Origin of the sequence: Erysipelothrix amsterdamensis, assembly GCF_940143175.1 — a bacterium.
GTDB lineage: Bacteria > Bacillota_I > Bacilli_A > Erysipelotrichales > Erysipelotrichaceae > Erysipelothrix > Erysipelothrix amsterdamensis.
Window position 1 is genome coordinate 1178022 of record NZ_OW659496.1, and the last position, 18458, is coordinate 1196479.

Below are 18458 nucleotides of genomic sequence, written 5' to 3' on the forward strand. Positions count from 1 at the left end.
TAAAAAATACGGTTTACACCGTTTTTTTTATTATGAATCGCATGCTTGAATAACGAGAACACTTGCTTCTTCGAGAATTATTTCCGCAGCATCACCAATCATTTCATTTGAAGTGAGGTAATCATCAAAAGGAAATATTTCTCGTCGGGTAAGAGGATATTTAAATCCGTTAAGAGAAATAAAACCTTGTGTTAGCACAATTACAGAAAAATACTTATAATTTAACTTATTCACGATATGGCTCCCTGAGTCATATCGTTTTATTTTGTTTAAATCATCATACAACTCAATTCTCGAGTCTTTAATCGCAGTCATAATATTTATGAACTCATGATCTTTACGACGCCCTAGACCACCGAGCACGCGAATTACATCGTATTCGTCACAGAGTGAATATGCATACTTAAAATCTGTTTCATCTTTAATGGGGTTTAACTTGTGTATATGCGAACAGTGCAATTCAATCTCCTTGAATTGCACTGCAGTTACAGAATCAAAATCGCCACAGGCTATATCCATCGATATTCCATCCCGAGCGCAAACAAATGCACCGTAGTCTACACCGATTACATCTCCAATTATCGCATCGTGATGCTCGCCTAAAACGATTGTGACGGTTTTCATAGTAACGATGAAACCGCCTTTTCAATGTCATCCCCAAATACATAACTTCCCGCAACTAAAATATCAGCTCCGGCCAATCGGGCTCTTGGTCCTGTTTCACCATTAATGCCACCATCCACAGAAATTAGATACTCATAATTATTAAGCTTACGCATCTCATCCAATTGCTTTATGCGATCAAGCATCTCTGGCATGAATGCTTGTCCACCAAAACCGGGCTCTACACTCATAACTAAAACCAAATCAACATGTTTTAGGTAAGGAACAATTTTATCGAGGTCCGTACCCGGTCTCAACGTAATTCCTGCTTTAATTCCTTTTTTCTTTAAACGTTTAACTGCTTCAATACCTTGTGTTGGATCACCATAACATTCTGTATGAAAGGTAATTGCATCAGCACCATTCTCAATAAACATATCAAAATATTTTTCAGGATTAACAATCATAAGATGTACATCCATTAATAAATCAGACACTTGACCAATTTGTTTCATAATAGATGGTCCAAAGCTAATGTTATCTACAAAAACCCCATCCATAACATCATAGTGCAACCATGTTGCCCCTGCTACTTCAACACGTTTTAATTGTGTTTTCATATCTTTAAAATCCAAGGATAATAAAGATGGTGATACGATTTTACTCATCGTGACTCCTCCTTAATTAATGTTAAGCAATCAAGATAATCTTGATGACGTTGTTTTGAGATTTCGCCGCTCTCTACTTTTTCTTTAATTATGCACCCTGGCTCCTGAATGTGCATGCAATCTCGATACTTACAATTTCCGATAAACGGTACAAAATCAGGAATGGATTGTGATAATTCAACCGGATCAACAGAACTAAAATCTAGAGAAGAAAATCCCGGTGTATCAGCAATCCATCCGCCACATAGTGGATAGATTTGATTATGACGTGTCGTATGTCGTCCACGGCCCAACGCTTTAGAAATTTCTTGGGTATTAAGTTCCAAATCATGACTGATTCGATTTAAGATACTTGATTTCCCGACACCACTTTGTCCTGCCAGAACAGATATTTTATTTGCCATAACAGATTCAAGCGCATCCGTTGCGATATCGTTCCCGCTCATGATAACCGTATATCCAAATTGTTCATATTCATCAAGAATACTTTGTTTCAAGTCTGAATCTGCCAAATCCCCTTTTGAAACTATAATTATTGGATTAATATTTTGAAGTGATACAAGGAAAATGAGTCGGTTCACAAGCGTAAAGGAAAAATCAGGTTCTTTTGCAGACATCACAATAAGTGCTTGATCGACATTGGCTACAAGCGGACGAATTAATTGATTTCGACGAGGCAAAACTTGTTGGATCACCCATTTCCCATCTAATTCTTCTATATGAACATGATCACCAACAATTGGTTTATCTCCAAGTCTTAATTTTCCCATTGCGGTCGCTATAATGAATTCACCCTCAAAATAAACCGAATATCGATTCGATACAATGCGTGTTATTACTGCTTCTCTCATTATGCCTCCCTGTCGTTATTACCATCTGGCTTATCTTCACGTTCAGATGGTTTTTCTTCTTTTTCGTCCTCTTCCTCTTTTGGACGACTGCTTTCACTATAGTAATAAAGTGTCACAGAATTCCCGGAATTTTGGATATAATAGCTTCCTGGCATCGGATTTGACCGAATTACAGTACCATAACTTAAGCCGTTCAACTCAGAAATGCTTAAATTTTGAGTTGGAAGTTCTGAGGTTGTTACCTCAACACCCAAGCCTTCTAATTGTGCTTTCGCATCCGCAATGGATTTACCAATTAAATCGCCCGGTAAAACAAGTTCTTTATCTGAACTTACGACTAAAACAATATCATAACGTTGTTCAGGTTTAATTTTATCTCCAGGCATCAAGCCTTCTTGTCGAATTATATGACCTGTCGGTACGGATGATGAATACTCCGAAGTTGTTTTAATATTAATATTTTTATCCGACAAAATCGCTTTCACATCATTAACCGATTTCCCCGTGAAATCCTCCACAGTGTAAATTTTACCCTGAGAAACAATCAGTTTAATTTGATCACCTTTAAGTACCTTCGTACCCTTCTCGGGTTTCGTTCCAATTAACTTTCCATCTTCATATTTATCAGAAATTTCGTATAAGTAGGATGGAGCGTAATTGAGCCCTAAATTTGCAAGGTGCTCCTTGGCCTCTGAAACAGAAAGACCCGCTAAATCTGGAATTTCTATATCACTTGGCTTTTTAGGAGCAAATATCATCCAAATACTAAAGATAACAATTACAACTGCCAGTAAACTTGCACCAACAATCATTTTTCTTTTCTTTTTGGGTTTTTGTTGATTTGGAAGTGTTTCAGTTACACCATTTAACTTTTCGATTAACTTGGTACCGTCATCACTTTCCATCGTCGCTTCCCACAAGGGCTCATCAGCACGTGACTCCAAAAGACATGTGTCTAAATCTTCAACGAATTCCTTCATATTTGCATATCGGTGTGTTCGGTTTTTATGTGTTGCTCGCGCGATGATATTCGCAATTGAATTTGGCAGTGTTGGATTAAATTTCATCACTGAAGGAAATGGTTCTCTCATGTGCTTCATTGCAATCTCAACGGGTGTCTCACCACGATAAGGCACATCACCTGTCAATAATTCATAAAAAACAACTCCCAGTGAATAGACATCCGATTGTTCTCCAGCACCTTCGCCTCGAGAACACTCCGGTGCCATATAATGTACAGACCCAAGTACTGAGTCTGATTTTGTTAATTGGATTGCATCGCCCGCAAGCGCAATACCAAAATCAGTTATTTTAACTGTTCCGTCATCTTTAACAAGAATATTTTGAGGTTTAATATCACGATGAATAACATGAGCTGCATGAGCATGCTGTAATGCTGAAGCAAGTTGTTGCATGATTGCTACTGACTCATATTTATCCAAAGCACCACGACGATGAACAAGTTGTTTCAGAGTCGTACCACGAATCATTTCCATTACAATGTAGTGTTGCCCCTCATCTTCACCGACATCATAAACCTCTACAATACTTTGATGATTTAATCCTGAAGCTGCATTGGCTTCACGTTGAAATCTCAACAGCGCAACCGGATCATGAGATAAATCTCCTCTTAAAACTTTAAGGGCTACCTCCCGATTTAAAACAGTATCCAATGCTAAGTAGACATCCGCCATCCCTCCGGTACCAATCTTCTTAACTATTCGATAACGTTCTCCAATAATACTATTCATGGCGATCTGCCTCGAGGAGGATAATTGAGATATTATCGTATCCACCTGCCTTATATGCCATTTCCATTAAATGATTACGCTGAGCAAGTAAACCATTAATCTTAAACGTCGACTCAATTTGATCTTGAGGAACATATCCATGAAGACCATCTGAGCAGAGCAAAAGATAATCCCACTTTGGTGTAATCGTTACAACCTCAAAATCAACATTCTCGTCAATTCCAACGGCATTCATTAAAATATTTCGTTTAGGATGGTTATAAATTTCTTCTTTTGATATTTCATTACGCTTATACATCTCATAAGCATACGTTTGATCATGACTCAGGCAGCTTAATTGATTTTCTTTCACACTATAGATTCTGCTATCTCCAATATTAAATCCGATAACATCCTCACCTAAGACGACCACAGCAACAAGAGTCGTTCCCATGCCCGAATACTCACGTACAACTAAAGACTCATGATAAGTAGCACGATTAATGGAAGTAATTGCTTTGTCAAACCACGCGCGAATATCCTTCAGATTTGAAAATTCACGTTTATCAATAAAAGATTCACGAAGTAGTTTCACAACCATTTGACTCGCAACAGATCCTGCATTCGCGCCCCCAATACCATCACATACAACAGCTAAAAGTGCATTGTCATTTTCAACTACAGCAACATAGTCTTGATTTTCTTTACGGATTAATCCGATTTCACTGATACTTGTATACTTCACGCGAAAACCTCACTTATTCTATCTATTTATATTAACATGTTCTCTTTAATTTAGCGATATAAAACCCATCACCCTTTGTCTCAACAGGATTAAGCGTAATTTCTTTAATAAGTTCGAAATTTGAATGATGTTCCAAAAATGCTTGGACCTGTTTCTCATTTTCTTTTCGATTTAAGGTACAGGTAGAATATACCAAAATTCCATCTTTTTTAACAAACTTTGATGTATGGATAAGCATTTCTTGTTGGATCTTAACAAGTTCATCTAAATCTTGAGGGAAAATATGATAACGCAAATCATGCTTATGGGATAGGACACCCAGTCCAGAGCATGGTGCATCCACGAGAATTCGATCATATTCTTGATCTGTTTGAAACTGAAGGACATCACTTGTAATGATATTCGCGTTTAGTACATTACAACGTTCTAAAAGCGCTCTTGTAGCTTCTGCACGTGATTCATGAAGTTCTACACCCGTTATAGTTCCAGTATTTTCAAGATAATTTGCAATTTGCACTGTTTTAGTACCCGGCCCACAGCAACAATCAAGTACGGATAATGATGGCTCTAAATCCATCCAACGTACGACTTCTTGACTGTTGATATCTTGCACAAGAACATAGCCTTCTTGTAAATATTTACTTTTGAAAAGTGACGGCTTAGCAAGGTGTTTATCGTCATCATCAAGTATGAAATCTGATAAATCATCAGTTGTTGGTTTTAAAGCATTAAAACGTACATAGGTCGGTTTAATATCTTGACAATATTGCGCATAAGCTATCGAAAAGGATTCACTGTACTGCTTCGATAAGAGTTTCATAATCCAGAGTGGCATACTATATTGAATTGATGCCACTTCAAGATCGCTCCCGCTGATTTCACGTTCATTCCGTTCTATCACTTTTTTCAATACCGCATTCACAACACCTGAATAGCGATGCTTACCAATTGCTTTACATAAATCAACCGTTTCACTTACCAAAGCATAGTCTGGAATTTTGTCCATTTTAAAATATTGTGCACATCCCATTTTAATAACGAGTCGTACTTCTTTCGGTAACTTTTTATCTACTAAATCTTCATATTGATAATCTAAAAATAAACTATTCTGTAATGTAGCGTAAACAAAAGCACTCACAAACGCTTGATCCTGAGCGGGCAAATCCAACTCTTTGAGTACTAAGTGCGCATGGCGTCCTTTGAAATAAACTTCACTCAGTACTTTATAACTCTCTAATCTTCTCATATTATTCTAATGTTATGGGATTAACGTCCACAACAACTCCTGTTCCGTTAATTTTGCGATATAACTGTAATGCTTGATTACAGATGTTAATCATTGATTCTAAGTTCTTACCTTTTAAGATAATTCGGGTTCGATGTTTTCGTTGAAGTTTTCTCAGTTCGGTAGGACCTAAGATTTGAAAGTCTTGATCATTCAGTAACTTTTGAAAATCTTCTGCTGCTTGCCATGATTTCAACGCATCTTCATCTAAGAAGACCAGAGAAATCAAGTAATTATAAGGCGGATATCCTGCTATTTTTCGATATTCCATTTCTTGTTTGAAGAAGTGCTTATATTTTTGATTCACTGCACAAACAATTGCGTAATGATCCGGATTACTTGTTTGAATGATAACCTCTCCCGGATATTGTCCTCGTCCACTGCGACCTGCGGCTTGTAAGATCATATTAAAGGTTAACTCAACCGAACGATAATCAGAATATGCAAGGGTTGCATCTGCATTCACAATTCCTACTAACGTTACATTTTCCACATCTAATCCTTTCGCAATCATCTGCGTTCCAACAAGAATGTCAGATTGATGATTAATAAAACCGTTTAAGATACGTTGATGTGCATTTTTCTTTGATGTGGTATCGGCATCCATTCTCGCAATACGTGCTTGGGGAAAGAGCCCTTCGAGCTCTTCGACTAAGCGCTGTGTACCAACACCACTTCCGATTATTTTAGGTGGTTTACCATCTACAAGTGGTAATTGGTGATAACTTTCTCCGCACATGTGACAACGAATCGTTTGATCATCTTTATGGTAGTTTAAAGCGACATCACAATGCTCACAGAGTAATACCTCATTAGTGATCGCATTTTTTAAAAGTGTATTGTACCCTCTTCGATTAAGAAGTAAAATCACTTGTTCACCCAGACTTAGACGTTTTTGAATCCCTGATAAAAGCGTTTCGGTTAAGTATGGAGACTGCTTTTCATAAAGTGCTGTACGTGTATCGACAAGCGTAACGGTTGGAAATCTATGATTAATCCGATCATTGAGTTCTAAGAGTTGATAATTACCCTTGAGTGCTCGTGCATAACTTTCTAATGCTGGTGATGCACTCCCCAAAACCAATGGACAGTTATGAAATTGACTGCGCTTTATTGCGATGTCACGCGTATGATACATGGGCACTTGATCTTGCTTATAACTCGAATCGTGTTCTTCATCCATGACAATTAACCCTAAGTGTTCAAAGGGCATAAAAATTGAAGATCGTGTACCAATCACAATTTTGACTTGCTGTTTTTGAACTCTAACGTATTGTTCATATTTTTCTTGATCGTTTAAAGCAGAATGATAGATTGCGACATCCTCCCCAAACCGTTCAGAAACCCTTTGAATCATTTGCGGTGTTAACGAAATTTCTGGAACCATAATCAGTACTTGTTTTTGTTCCTTTAACACTTGTGCCGCTGCATTTAAGTATATTTCCGTCTTACCACTTCCAGTAACACCATGGAGTAGGTAAGTACTCGCCACACCAAATTCAATTTTATTGAGTGCGTCTATTTGATCTGGAGTTAAAGTAGGTTTTAGATAGTCTGCATTTATGGATTGCTCTTGATACGTAACTTCACGTTCAAATTCCTCTACAAAACCCTTTTCGATGAGTTTTCGATAATCTGAATAATAGTGTCGTGCTGCTTTAAGCGAGAGAGGCGTGTTTTCATCCAGATATTTCAAGAAAGCACATTGTTTTGGGGTCAAGTCAGACCCTATCAACTGGCCTGTTAATTTTAAAACCCGTTCCGTTTTAATCGTTCCCGCAGAACTTTTAGGTTTTAGTTTATTCGGTAGAATGGTCTGCAAACAACGAATCATCGGTGTCATATACGCATAACTCATCCACAATGCTAGATCATCTAACTCTTGATTTAAAATTGGCACTTCATCCAACACAGAATCAATTGGTGCTACGTTATAACTCGTTTCATAGGGGTCCTTTACGGAATGAACAAAGGCAACCATTAGACGATTACGCACTCGTACCATGACCCTCACTCCTGGTGAAACATTAAAACCATTATCGGAATATGTAAGTGTTTGATTATTTAAAAAACTCTCTTCTATATATACTTCTAAATATTTCAATGATTTCACCTCCCATAGACTGAAAACAACTCTTATAGAGTTGTTTCGATGTTTCTTTTAATAATTAAAGCAACAGAGTCTGCAGCTTTTTGCGGATCTTCATTACAAATAACATAACGGTAATGATTCATTAATTCCATTTCCTTAGCTGCTTTTTCAAGACGTTCGTTAATTACATCTTGAGATTCCGTCTGTCTTCCTTCAATACGACGCTTGAGTTCTTCCATACTTGGTGGTACTAAAAAAATACTGAGTGAATCAGGAACGCGATCAATAACTTGGAGCGCACCTTGAACCTCAATCTCAAGCAATACATTTTTACCTAAATCTCTCAAACGATCAACTTCCGCTAACAACGTCCCATAATGATTCCCAACAAACTCAGCATGCTCGAGTAATTCATTATTCTCAAGTGCTTCATTAAAACGTTCCTGAGTAACAAAATAGTAGTCTTGTCCATCGACTTCGCCATTTCTTGGTTTGCGTGTTGTCATCGAAATAGAAAATGCTAAGTTCAACTCTTCACGATCAAAAAACAACTTACGAACTGTTCCTTTTCCTACCCCACTAGGACCTGAAAAAATAATTAATAATCCTCGTCTCATAAACACCATCCCTTTTAATAATTTTACTTATTATACCATAACAAGTCAAACAATTTTATAATCCGTGTAGACTTAATGTTATAATATTAAATATTAGTATTGAGAGGTAGATTATATGGCTATTGATGGCGTACTGTTAAATCGAATTGTAAGGATGATGAATGAAGATTGTCCTGTAAAAATAAATAAAATTACTCAACCTTCAAATCATGAATTTATGCTTCATTGTTTTGCAGGAAAAAAAATGAATATGTTCATCTCTACACACCCTGTATTTAGTAGAGTTCAATGGACTAAAGAAAAACCGACCGCAAATCTTGATCAGACACATTTGCTAACGCTTATGCGTAAACATCTTGAAGGTGGTATTATCACACAGATAAGCCAATACGGCTTTGATCGTGTTATAGAGATTCATATCGAGCATCGTGATAACATGGGAGTCATTAGACCCTACCGTTTAATTATTGAACTTTTAGGGAAATACGCTAATATTATAATCGTTGATGAGAATAATATTATTATTGATGCACTTAAACGTATATCCCCATTTGAAAATACTTCGCGAGCAATTGTGAGTGGTAGCATTTACGAATATCCGCCACAATTTGATAAAAAATCATTTTTAGAACTCGCATCCTACAATCCCGATGATGCATTAAAAAACCAATTTAATGGAATCTCACCACTGTTAGAACGAGAAATCACCTTCCGTTTAAAAACACAAAAACCTGAAGATATCATAAAACTCCTGTCTGAGTCACAAAACATTTATCTGTATGAGCAAGATTTCCATATTATTGAACTGACTCATCTCAATCAAAGTTTTAAAAAAGAACCGATTATGGAAGGTCTTGACTTATATTTCAAAGATCTTCAACAAAAAGATCGTATCAAAGCACATACCGGTGATCTTTTAAAACTAATTAAGCGTGAATTGAAACGTAGTCGAATTAAACTTCCGAAGTTATATGATGATTACGATCATGCTCAAGACAGTGATTATTTGCGCGAAAAAGGAGATCTTCTCTTCGCATTCGCAAGTTCTTTACCCAATGGACATCATGAAATAACCGTTAAAGATTTTGAAGGTAATGATGTAACCATTGAACTCGATCCCCGATTTAATGGAAAAGACAATGCGAAACGCTATTTTAAACGCTATCAAAAAGCAAAGACAAGTTTGTTTTATCTTGAAGAACAAATCAATAAAACCGAAGCACGCATCCATTATTTTGAACAACTTCAAACTCAAGCAGAGCAAGCAACAGTTGAAGACGCCCAAGAGATTAATGATGAGCTGATATCACTAGGAATTATCAATCAAAAAAGATTGAAGAAACAAAATATTAAGAAAAAGAAAAAACCAAATTATCTTACAATTGTCTACGATGATGAAACTACAATATTTGTAGGTAAAAACAACATTCAAAACGACTACCTAACTTTCAAACTTGCTCGTAAAGAAGATATGTGGTTTCATGCAGCAAATACATTTGGAACCCATGTCATTATTAAAACTCCAGAATTGGATGAGCCTAAAATCAGACTGTGTGCACATCTTGCAGCATTCTATTCAAAAGCACGACATGGTAGCAGTGTTGAGGTCTACTACACTCAAGCAAAAAACATAAAAAAAATCCCAGGTGCTAATCCAGGACTGGTAAGTGTATCGACACAAAAGAGCATCTTTATAGATCCAGATGAATCGCTCGTTGCATCTTATTTGAATGAATAACTTCTTTATATGAGGGCATTACCGACGATACTACTTTATAAAATCGATCACTATGATTAAATTCAATGATATGGGAGCATTCGTGAAGAACTACATAATGAATAAATGGAATACTTTCATGATATAAGTATGTATTAAATGCGAGCTCATGATTTTGATTACAGCGACCATACAATCGTTTATAACGTCTCACTTTAAAGGGAGGCGTTTTTAATTTCAATCGCCATGCATACAAACACACCAACGAATCCAACCGTATTTCGAGCTGTTTCTTAAAATAATCATCAACCTTTTGGTTGATACGTTCATCCGATAACGATAAAGGCGTCGTAATTTCAATCGAATCTTTTGACTCAACAATCTTAAAATCGTTTCCCTCCAACGTTTTCACGTTTTTGTATACGCCAAAAACACGAAGCTTATTCATCGTTTGATGATGATAACCTAGTGGTTCAAAAGCTTGTACATGTTTTTCAATCCAAGATTTTTTTTGACTTATAAATGACTCAATAACGGTATCGGGTGTATTGATGGGTGCCTTCACAATTACCCTGCCATCACGAACCAAGATTGCCATTGTTTTACGTTTGCTTCTATTGATTTCTATTTTCATAAGGGTATCATAGCACATTCATGCTATACTATTTAAGGTGATAAAATGAAAAATAACGAAATATTCTATTTTGATGTAGATGGTACGTTGTTGGATAATACCACACATACCGTTCCACAAAGCACATTGGATGCGCTGTATCAATTAAAAGAAAAAGGATACTTAGTAGCTCTATGTACTGGAAGAAGTTTATTGGGCATTCATGAAGCTGGTGTTGATGATATCTTTCCTTGGGATGGATATGTTCTTTCCAACGGCTCTCTCATTTTAGATTCGAAACAACAAGTCATTTCTGAGATCTACTTTGAACCTGAGTTTATTCATGAACTTATTGCAGTCAACAAAGGTCCATTACTTTTAGAAGGGTCCCGTAATACCCTCACAAGTAAAGCAAATAAGCGTTTATTAGAATCGCTTCAGCACTTTGGAATTCCTGCAGAGTATCCTGTCGTATCGTATCAAAATGAAAAAATTTATAATTTAATTAGTTATGATATCGACACGCTCTCAAAAGATGATTATAATAGACTTATCGGTGATAAAAACACCGCTTTTGATCAACTTGGAAATCTTGAAGTCATTCCCACACAAGGCGGAAAATATAACGGATTAAAAACCTTGAATCAACACCTCAACGTATCACGGTATGTTGGTTTTGGTGATGGCGATAATGATGTCGATTTCTTAAAAAATGCAAATTATTCAGTAGCACTTGGGAATGCTTGTGATTCCGCAAAAGAAGTTGCTGATTTTATAACTCGCGATGTTGATCAAGATGGTATTATGTACGCTTTACAATATCATGGTGTACTTTAGGTAGGAGCGAAATATGAATTTTACAGATGAAGAATTATTTAAGATGAATATGTTAAAAGATAAACGTCGCCGTTTACTTTATGTCATCAAAGGAAAACAAGAAGGTTATCATATTCTTGAACGTGAAATGAAAATTATGAATATCATAACAGGTCGAAATCTTTGGGTTCTCCTTGGATTTGTAATGTCTTACGGTTTACTTAGACAATCACTACTTACTTCAGTTATCGTTTCGATCGTAGTTTTTATTGCTTTTTATCTTTATGAAAAGTTCTTTTTCTTGAAGGATCGAAATATTATTAAGATATCAGATGAAGATTATGCAAAACTGAATTCAGTAAGTGCTCTTAAGTCCAAAAAAACAGATACAGGATCGTATGTTGTCGTTCCCCTACTTGTGATTATAATTCTATTAACACGTAATGTGGATGGACGGTATACACCGTCAGAGTTTGATTTATGGATTATGTATGTTGGTATCGCATTATTAATCGCTATGAGTGGCTATTTTGCAGTTCAGTACTTAAAATTAAGAAAACAAATTAAAACAATAGAAGATAAATAAAAACAGTAGATTTTCTACTGTTTTTATTTGAAAACACCTTGGTTATTTACTTGCCTTATGACGGATGAATGGGTTAAACTTAATGTAGTCGTAAAGAGAGGGTGTTTAGATGAGAAAAAGAAATATTTTACCAACTTTATTTATATTAATTGGACTTGGATGTCTTGGTGGTGCTTACATTCTGAACCAAGAAGGTTACCGTCTCTATGCTGCTTTAGCTTGCGGAACTTCACTGTTTTTTGTAATCATGAGTATTATCGTCATATCTATCCACAAAGGCCAGGATTATGAAAATCTTACCGATGAGGACCCAGACCACGATTTGGATGATGAAACGGTTGATCAATTTGAAGATGATTTAGAATCTGATGACCTTGAATTGATTGAGCCTGAAATTGAGATGGACGATATTGATCCGTTTGAAGTTACAAATTCAACGCGTATTTTCAATCCTACAAATTTCGATGACCCTTTAAAAATGGCTCTTTCTTCCACAAAAAATAATGATTTAAAACAGAAAAGTGAATCCGAACAGCAAGCAAGTGATACGTCATCGCGCGTTACATTAACACTTGTAAGAAGTGATGAAAATCAAGAAAACATCTATCAACTATTACATAAAATGAATGCCCGAGGACTTCTAAAAGAATCAGTAGCTTATAAGATGAACTTTGAACAAATTCAAAATCATAAGCTATGCAATAAATATATCTTCGAAAATATCTTTAACGATATCCCTTCAATCAGTCTTGTTAAGGAACGGAGTCGCAAAGAAACACTAACACATATTAAAGTGATGGCCGGAGTTTCAGACAACGATCTAGTTCTTATTGGTTACATCCCTACAAAACACTTGGTTGAAGTTCATAAGTCCTTTGACTCAATTTATCATATCCGTGGTAAAATAACTGGTGGACATTACAAAAATTGGAAAACTGATGGTGACTGCAAGCAAGGCGAACTGCCCTTCATCGCATCAATTACAATTTTTTCTAAATAAGGGCGAAAGCTCTTTTTTTTATGTCATGTTTTAATTCATGACTAATTAGTAACAGGTGATTCTTATTGAAGCAACAAATTCCTTACTCATTATGATCTTACTTGTCATGTCATACATTGACTATAAGATACTGAAAATACCTAAATGTCTTATAAACGCTATCTACATTATTCGAGTTGTCAATCCTGCACCAATCACGATTGATAATTTTATCAGTTTGTTATGTCTCGGATTCCCTTTTTATTTTTTATGGCGTTACCGAAAAAGTATTGGACTTGGAGATGTTCTACTCATTCAATCCCTTTGTTTTTATTTGGGATTTGAAAAAAGTGTATTGGGAATTTACTATACGTCGCTCGCATCGACAATTTTATTATTAATTCAAATTCAAAAACGTAGCTTACCTGATACCCCCTATCCTTTCGTTCCGATTATTAGCATTGGATTCATGCTCGCCCTATAAAAAAAAACAGTTTCCTGTTTCTTTTTACATATCTGATTCGTTCATTTCATCATAAAAGGCTTGGTAAAAGTCCAGTAATCGTTGATGACGCACTCTCCCAATTTTTTTGGCCTCTTCTGTTTCGAGTAACTCATAAAGTTTGATTAATTTCTCATCGAGATGTTCAATCGCATTGCGTTCTGTATTTCGATACGTTGATAGCGAATCAATTTCTATTCTTTTAAGCGTCGGATCATAAAGTGGTGTCCCCTTACTCCCTGCATAGTAGAAGGTTCGTGCAATACCAATTGCACCCATAGCATCAAGATAGTCAGCATCTGATACTATTTGTGCGACACGAATTTTATTTTTGATTCCAAATCCGCCTTTGTATCCAATTTGAGATACGCCTAATATTATTTCATCGTCATAACCTTCAAAATTTAAATCCCATTCACGAAAAAGATTTTTAAGTGCTAACTCAAGGTTATCCGTCTTGAAGATTTTATCATCAAATACATCATGTAAATAAGCAATTACTTTAATTACAAACTCATTATCCGTTTCAGAAATTAAGCGTGAAGTGAGATTCACAACACGCTTTATGTGGTAATAATCATGACCTGATTTGTCTTTGGACATCATTTTAAAAATGTTCTGATCAAGATTATCTAAAATACAAATTTGATTATTGGATAGCATTTTCTAATAGTTCAAGCACTTCTTCTGTGGTTGCACAGTTTAGAGCTTTATCTGTTAGTTCTTTCATATCTTCGTAACTTAAATCACGGATAATACGACGTGCTTCTAAAATTGATGATGCAGACATTGAGAATTCATCCAAACCAAGTCCTAAGAGTAAAGGAATTGCTTTTTCATCTCCAGCCATCTCACCACACATACCACACCATTTGCCCTCTTTATGAGCTCCATCGATTGTCATTTTTACAAGACGTAAAATTGATGGGTTGTAAGGTTGGTAAAGATATGATACTTTTTCATTCATACGGTCAGCAGCCATTGAGTATTGGATTAAGTCATTTGTACCAATACTGAAGAAATCTGCTTCTTTAGCAAATTGATCTGCAAGCATCGCTGCAGCAGGAATTTCAACCATCATACCAAGTTCAATATCATCACTGAATGCAATGCCTTCTTTTGATAGATTTTTCTTTTCTTCTTCTACAACTGCTTTCGCATCACGGAACTCTTGAATAGTTGCAATCATTGGGAACATGATTGCTAATTTACCATAAACGCTAGCGCGTAATAGTGCACGAATTTGCACATGGAAAATATCAGGACGGTCAAGACATAAACGAATTGCTCGGTAACCTAAGAATGGATTCATTTCATGTGGGAATTTTAGATATGATAATTCCTTATCACCACCAATATCAAGTGTTCGAACAACTACACGACCTGGAGCCATGTTTTCAAGTACTGTTTTATATGCTTGGAATTGATCTTCTTCATTTGGTAATTCAGAAGCATCCATATAGAGGAATTCTGTACGATATAGACCAACAGCTTCTCCTCCATTATTAACAACACCTTCTACGTCATTTGGTGTTCCAATATTCCCTGCAAGCTCAACGTGACGACCATCTTTCGATACTGATTCAGCGTCTTTAAGCGCAAGTAGGCTCTTACGGTGTTCTGCATAATCATCAGCTTTTTTAGAGTATGAAGCTTTTTCTTCTTCAGTAGGTTTGAAAATAATTACACCCTCTAAAGCATCAAGAATAACTTCATCACCATGTTCGCATTGATCTAAAAGTTTACCTGAACCTACAACTGTTGGAATTTCCAAACTACGAGCCATAATAGCTGAGTGTGATGTACGTCCACCAATTTCAGTAGCAAATCCTTTAACAAAATTGCGATCCAATTGAGCTGTGTCAGAAGGTGTTAAGTCTTCCGCTACAATAACAACTTCCTCATTGATTGTTGTTAAATCTGGAATATTTAGTCCACACGCATGGCATTTCATACGGTAAGTAACATCTTTGATGTCAGCCGCACGTTCACGGAAGTAAGGATCATCCATACTTTCAAACATACCAATAAACATATTACCAATCTCATTAATTGCAAATTCTGCATTAACAGAATCATTTTTGATCATCTCTTCGATTTGACCCACAAATTCTGGATCTTGAGTAACCATTAAGTGAGCATCGAAAATTGCAAGTTCTTCATCAGCGAGACGTCCCACTGCATTTTCTTTAATTGCTGTAATGTCCTTTTGAGTTGCAATAACAGCATCTTGTAATTTTTTGATTTCTTCTTCCGGGTTAGCATCACGTTTTTCAATTTCTAAAACTGGATGTTGAAGTTTGAAAACCTTTGATACTGAAACACCTGCTGAAGCAGCAATACCTTTAATCATAGAATAATCTCCTTTTTCCCTAATTCATCATTGTCATTTTAGCACTTTTTACTTACGTAATCAAAGTTTTTAGTAAAAGTTAGTATGAAACTTTGGTGCTCTATATTTGAAAAATCACATTCGAAACTTTCTATCTCTATTACAGAGTTGCTCTATTTATAAAATTCCCTTTACACATAGAGTAAAACGTTCATGTTCTTTTAGACTTCTCAATAACAAAAGACAGGCTTAAAACGTCTGTCTTTTGTTGATTACATTTTTTTAACTAATTTCATGCGGATGAATTCTTCACGCTCTTTTTCCTCAAGTGCATCGGAAATTGTTTTAATCTTAATTTCCAAATCTGGAATAACAATCTGTTCTAATGCATTCGCACGTTTACGACTTTTTTCGATAGCTTTCGCGAGTCGATACATACCATTATCCAGCTCTGCTAGCTTAGCGGTATACAATTTAACCTGACGCATCTGTAAAAACACTTCATCAAGTCTTGAATTACTCACACTGAGTGCATAAGGAATTTTAACTTCCTTTTCTTCAATCGTAACTTTAGGAATTTCAATTCCCATAACGGAGCGATAAACAATCTTGATATCTTCTTCAACTGGCATTAAATTCGCAATGCGATCAATAACGCCTAAAGAAACGTTAGCACGTTGTAAGGATCGATATGCTTTGTCATACGTTTCATCAATCACATCACGCAATTCTTTGACATCATCCATCATTTTAGACAACTCTTGCATTAGAATTACTCGCTTTCGATCCATTAGCTCGTAGCCCAACTTCGCTAATCGTAGCGATTCTTTACACGCAAGTAGATTTCCTTTGGTAATTAACACCTTAATGCATTCCTTCTAATAAAACCGCATCCACAAGTTCTGGGCTATTTTCTTTGAAATATACCACTGCTGTATGATTATCATAATGATCATCAAGCAATTTCGCATCAAGACGATCTAGATCGTGAATTGGAAGCAGCGATAATAAATGCCAACCGATGTCCAATGTTTCAGATACGGACCGATTCGTTTTGTCTCCTTGCCCAATAAAGTAATTTTCAAATATCTTACCAAACGATAAATATTTTTGATCGGCTTTTGACAGCTCATCCAATCCAATTACGGAGGCAAGATTTCGAACATCGATTACTTTTGCATACGCCGCAAAAAGTTGTGATGAAACACTTGAATGATCCCCTCTTGTTAATCCTTCACCAATACCATCTTTCATAAGACGAGACAGTGAAGGCAAGACGTTGATGGGAGGATAAATCCCTTTTTGCGTCATACTACGATCCAATACAATCTGACCTTCAGTAATATATCCAGTACAGTCTGCAATTGGATGTGATATATCATCATTTGGCATTGTTAGTATTGGGATTTGTGTTAATGACCCTGTGCTTCCTTCAACACAACCTGCGCGTTCATACATGCTCGCAAGGTCTGAGTAGAGATATCCTGGATACCCTTTTCTTCCTGGAACTTCTTCCTTAGAAGAACTGTACTCACGCAATGCTTCACAATAGGAAGTAATATCCGTCATTACAACGAGAATATGCATGTTTTTTTCAAATGCAAGATATTCTGCTGCAGTAAGTGCAAAACGTGGTGTCAAAATACGTTCAATGATAGGGTCATTAGCAAGATTTAAGAACATGGTTACATGATCCATAACGCCGTGTTCCATAAACGTTTGTTTAAAGAATGCGGCAACATCATGTTTAACACCCATCGCCGCAAAGACGATTGCGAAATCTTCATTATTATCGCCATGTAACTTTGCCTGACGCACAATTTGTGCTGCCAATTCATTATGTGATAATCCACTACCCGAAAAAATTGGTAATTTTTGTCCTCTAATAAGTGTATTAAGCCCATCGATTGCGGAAACACCCGTATTAATGTAGTTTCGCGGATAGATTCTTGATACTGGGTTAATAACACGACCATTGATATCAGAAAATTTTTCTGTAAAAACCGGTCCTAAACCATCGATTGGTACACCTGAGCCACTAAAACTACGTCCTAATATTTCTTCAGAAAGACCAATTTCGATTGGTTTTCCTGACAGTTTCGTCAACATGTTTTTCTTTGACATGCCTTCTGTATTCTCAAAAACCTGAATTAATGCTCGTTCACCTTGCAATTCAATAATTCGGCCAAGACGCTTATGATTATCATCGTCTACGAGCTCAACGAGTTCATCAAACGAAGCATCTTTTACGCCTTCAATTGCTACAAGAGGACCATTAATACTCGATAATCCTTTAAAAAATATACTCATATCGAACTCCTC

The 18458-nt window shown here is 36.2% G+C and carries 18 protein-coding genes; 5 read left to right on the top strand and 13 right to left on the bottom strand.

Features of this window, described 5'->3' with window-relative positions; all coding sequences use genetic code 11:
* Positions 1–30 precede the first annotated feature (30 nt).
* Genes NMG63_RS05535 through gmk form a run of 8 tightly spaced genes read right to left on the bottom strand, consistent with a single transcriptional unit; the run spans position 31 to position 8591 of the window.
* On the bottom strand, positions 31–624 hold the full coding sequence (locus tag NMG63_RS05535; protein ID WP_254006616.1) for a thiamine diphosphokinase: 594 nt from the start codon (positions 622–624) through the stop codon (positions 31–33).
* A complete protein-coding gene (gene rpe / locus NMG63_RS05540; protein WP_123171363.1) occupies positions 621–1271 on the bottom strand; it encodes a ribulose-phosphate 3-epimerase in 651 nt (216 codons plus the stop codon). Before rpe ends, NMG63_RS05535 begins: the two co-directional genes overlap by 4 nt.
* Entirely contained in the window at positions 1268–2122 is an 855-nt protein-coding gene (gene rsgA / locus NMG63_RS05545; protein ID WP_254006617.1) for a ribosome small subunit-dependent GTPase A, read from the bottom strand. Before rsgA ends, rpe begins: the two co-directional genes overlap by 4 nt.
* Positions 2122–3873 carry a Stk1 family PASTA domain-containing Ser/Thr kinase gene (gene pknB / locus NMG63_RS05550; RefSeq protein ID WP_254006618.1) on the bottom strand — a complete coding sequence of 584 codons (1752 nt, stop codon included), beginning with the start codon at positions 3871–3873 and terminating at the stop codon, positions 2122–2124. Before pknB ends, rsgA begins: the two co-directional genes overlap by 1 nt.
* A complete protein-coding gene (locus tag NMG63_RS05555; RefSeq protein WP_254006619.1) occupies positions 3866–4597 on the bottom strand; it encodes a protein phosphatase 2C domain-containing protein in 732 nt (243 codons plus the stop codon). Before NMG63_RS05555 ends, pknB begins: the two co-directional genes overlap by 8 nt.
* A gap of 31 nt (positions 4598–4628) precedes the next feature.
* Entirely contained in the window at positions 4629–5843 is a 1215-nt protein-coding gene (locus NMG63_RS05560; RefSeq protein ID WP_254006620.1) for a transcription antitermination factor NusB, read from the bottom strand.
* A gap of 1 nt (position 5844) precedes the next feature.
* Positions 5845–7995 carry a replication restart helicase PriA gene (priA, locus tag NMG63_RS05565; RefSeq protein WP_256478923.1) on the bottom strand — a complete coding sequence of 717 codons (2151 nt, stop codon included), beginning with the start codon at positions 7993–7995 and terminating at the stop codon, positions 5845–5847.
* A gap of 23 nt (positions 7996–8018) precedes the next feature.
* Entirely contained in the window at positions 8019–8591 is a 573-nt protein-coding gene (gmk, locus tag NMG63_RS05570) for a guanylate kinase (RefSeq protein WP_115354929.1), read from the bottom strand.
* 115 nt (positions 8592–8706) lie between these two features.
* Here gmk and NMG63_RS05575 point away from each other — a divergent pair, with 115 nt between their 5' ends.
* Complete coding sequence (locus tag NMG63_RS05575; RefSeq protein WP_254006622.1) at positions 8707–10329, top strand: Rqc2 family fibronectin-binding protein; 1623 nt, start codon at positions 8707–8709, stop codon at positions 10327–10329.
* Here the strand turns inward: NMG63_RS05575 and NMG63_RS05580 are convergent.
* Entirely contained in the window at positions 10283–10942 is a 660-nt protein-coding gene (locus NMG63_RS05580) for a M48 family metallopeptidase (protein WP_254006623.1), read from the bottom strand. The genes NMG63_RS05575 and NMG63_RS05580 overlap by 47 nt on opposite strands.
* 45 nt (positions 10943–10987) lie before the next feature.
* Between NMG63_RS05580 and NMG63_RS05585 the strand changes: the two genes are divergently transcribed.
* The 4 genes from NMG63_RS05585 to NMG63_RS09220 all read left to right on the top strand — a co-directional run bounded on the left by NMG63_RS05585 (position 10988) and on the right by NMG63_RS09220 (position 13786).
* Complete coding sequence (locus NMG63_RS05585; RefSeq protein WP_254006624.1) at positions 10988–11758, top strand: HAD-IIB family hydrolase; 771 nt, start codon at positions 10988–10990, stop codon at positions 11756–11758.
* Positions 11759–11771: 13 nt separating this feature from the next.
* Positions 11772–12323, top strand: coding sequence for a hypothetical protein (locus NMG63_RS05590; protein ID WP_254006625.1), 552 nt, complete (start codon positions 11772–11774; stop codon positions 12321–12323).
* Positions 12324–12432: 109 nt separating this feature from the next.
* A complete protein-coding gene (locus NMG63_RS05595; protein ID WP_254006626.1) occupies positions 12433–13323 on the top strand; it encodes a hypothetical protein in 891 nt (296 codons plus the stop codon).
* Positions 13324–13414: 91 nt separating this feature from the next.
* On the top strand, positions 13415–13786 hold the full coding sequence (locus NMG63_RS09220) for a prepilin peptidase (RefSeq protein ID WP_367399275.1): 372 nt from the start codon (positions 13415–13417) through the stop codon (positions 13784–13786).
* A gap of 24 nt (positions 13787–13810) precedes the next feature.
* Here NMG63_RS09220 and NMG63_RS05600 read toward each other — a convergent pair whose 3' ends face one another.
* The 4 genes from NMG63_RS05600 to NMG63_RS05615 all read right to left on the bottom strand — a co-directional run bounded on the left by NMG63_RS05600 (position 13811) and on the right by NMG63_RS05615 (position 18446).
* Positions 13811–14467 carry an HD domain-containing protein gene (locus NMG63_RS05600; protein ID WP_254006627.1) on the bottom strand — a complete coding sequence of 219 codons (657 nt, stop codon included), beginning with the start codon at positions 14465–14467 and terminating at the stop codon, positions 13811–13813.
* On the bottom strand, positions 14454–16157 hold the full coding sequence (gene ptsP / locus NMG63_RS05605) for a phosphoenolpyruvate--protein phosphotransferase (RefSeq protein ID WP_254006628.1): 1704 nt from the start codon (positions 16155–16157) through the stop codon (positions 14454–14456). The genes NMG63_RS05600 and ptsP overlap by 14 nt, the downstream gene beginning before the upstream one ends.
* Positions 16158–16408: 251 nt before the next feature.
* Positions 16409–16999 carry a V-type ATP synthase subunit D gene (locus NMG63_RS05610; protein ID WP_254006629.1) on the bottom strand — a complete coding sequence of 197 codons (591 nt, stop codon included), beginning with the start codon at positions 16997–16999 and terminating at the stop codon, positions 16409–16411.
* Between the two features lies 1 nt (position 17000).
* On the bottom strand, positions 17001–18446 hold the full coding sequence (locus NMG63_RS05615; protein WP_254006630.1) for a V-type ATP synthase subunit B: 1446 nt from the start codon (positions 18444–18446) through the stop codon (positions 17001–17003).
* Positions 18447–18458: the final 12 nt, after the last annotated feature.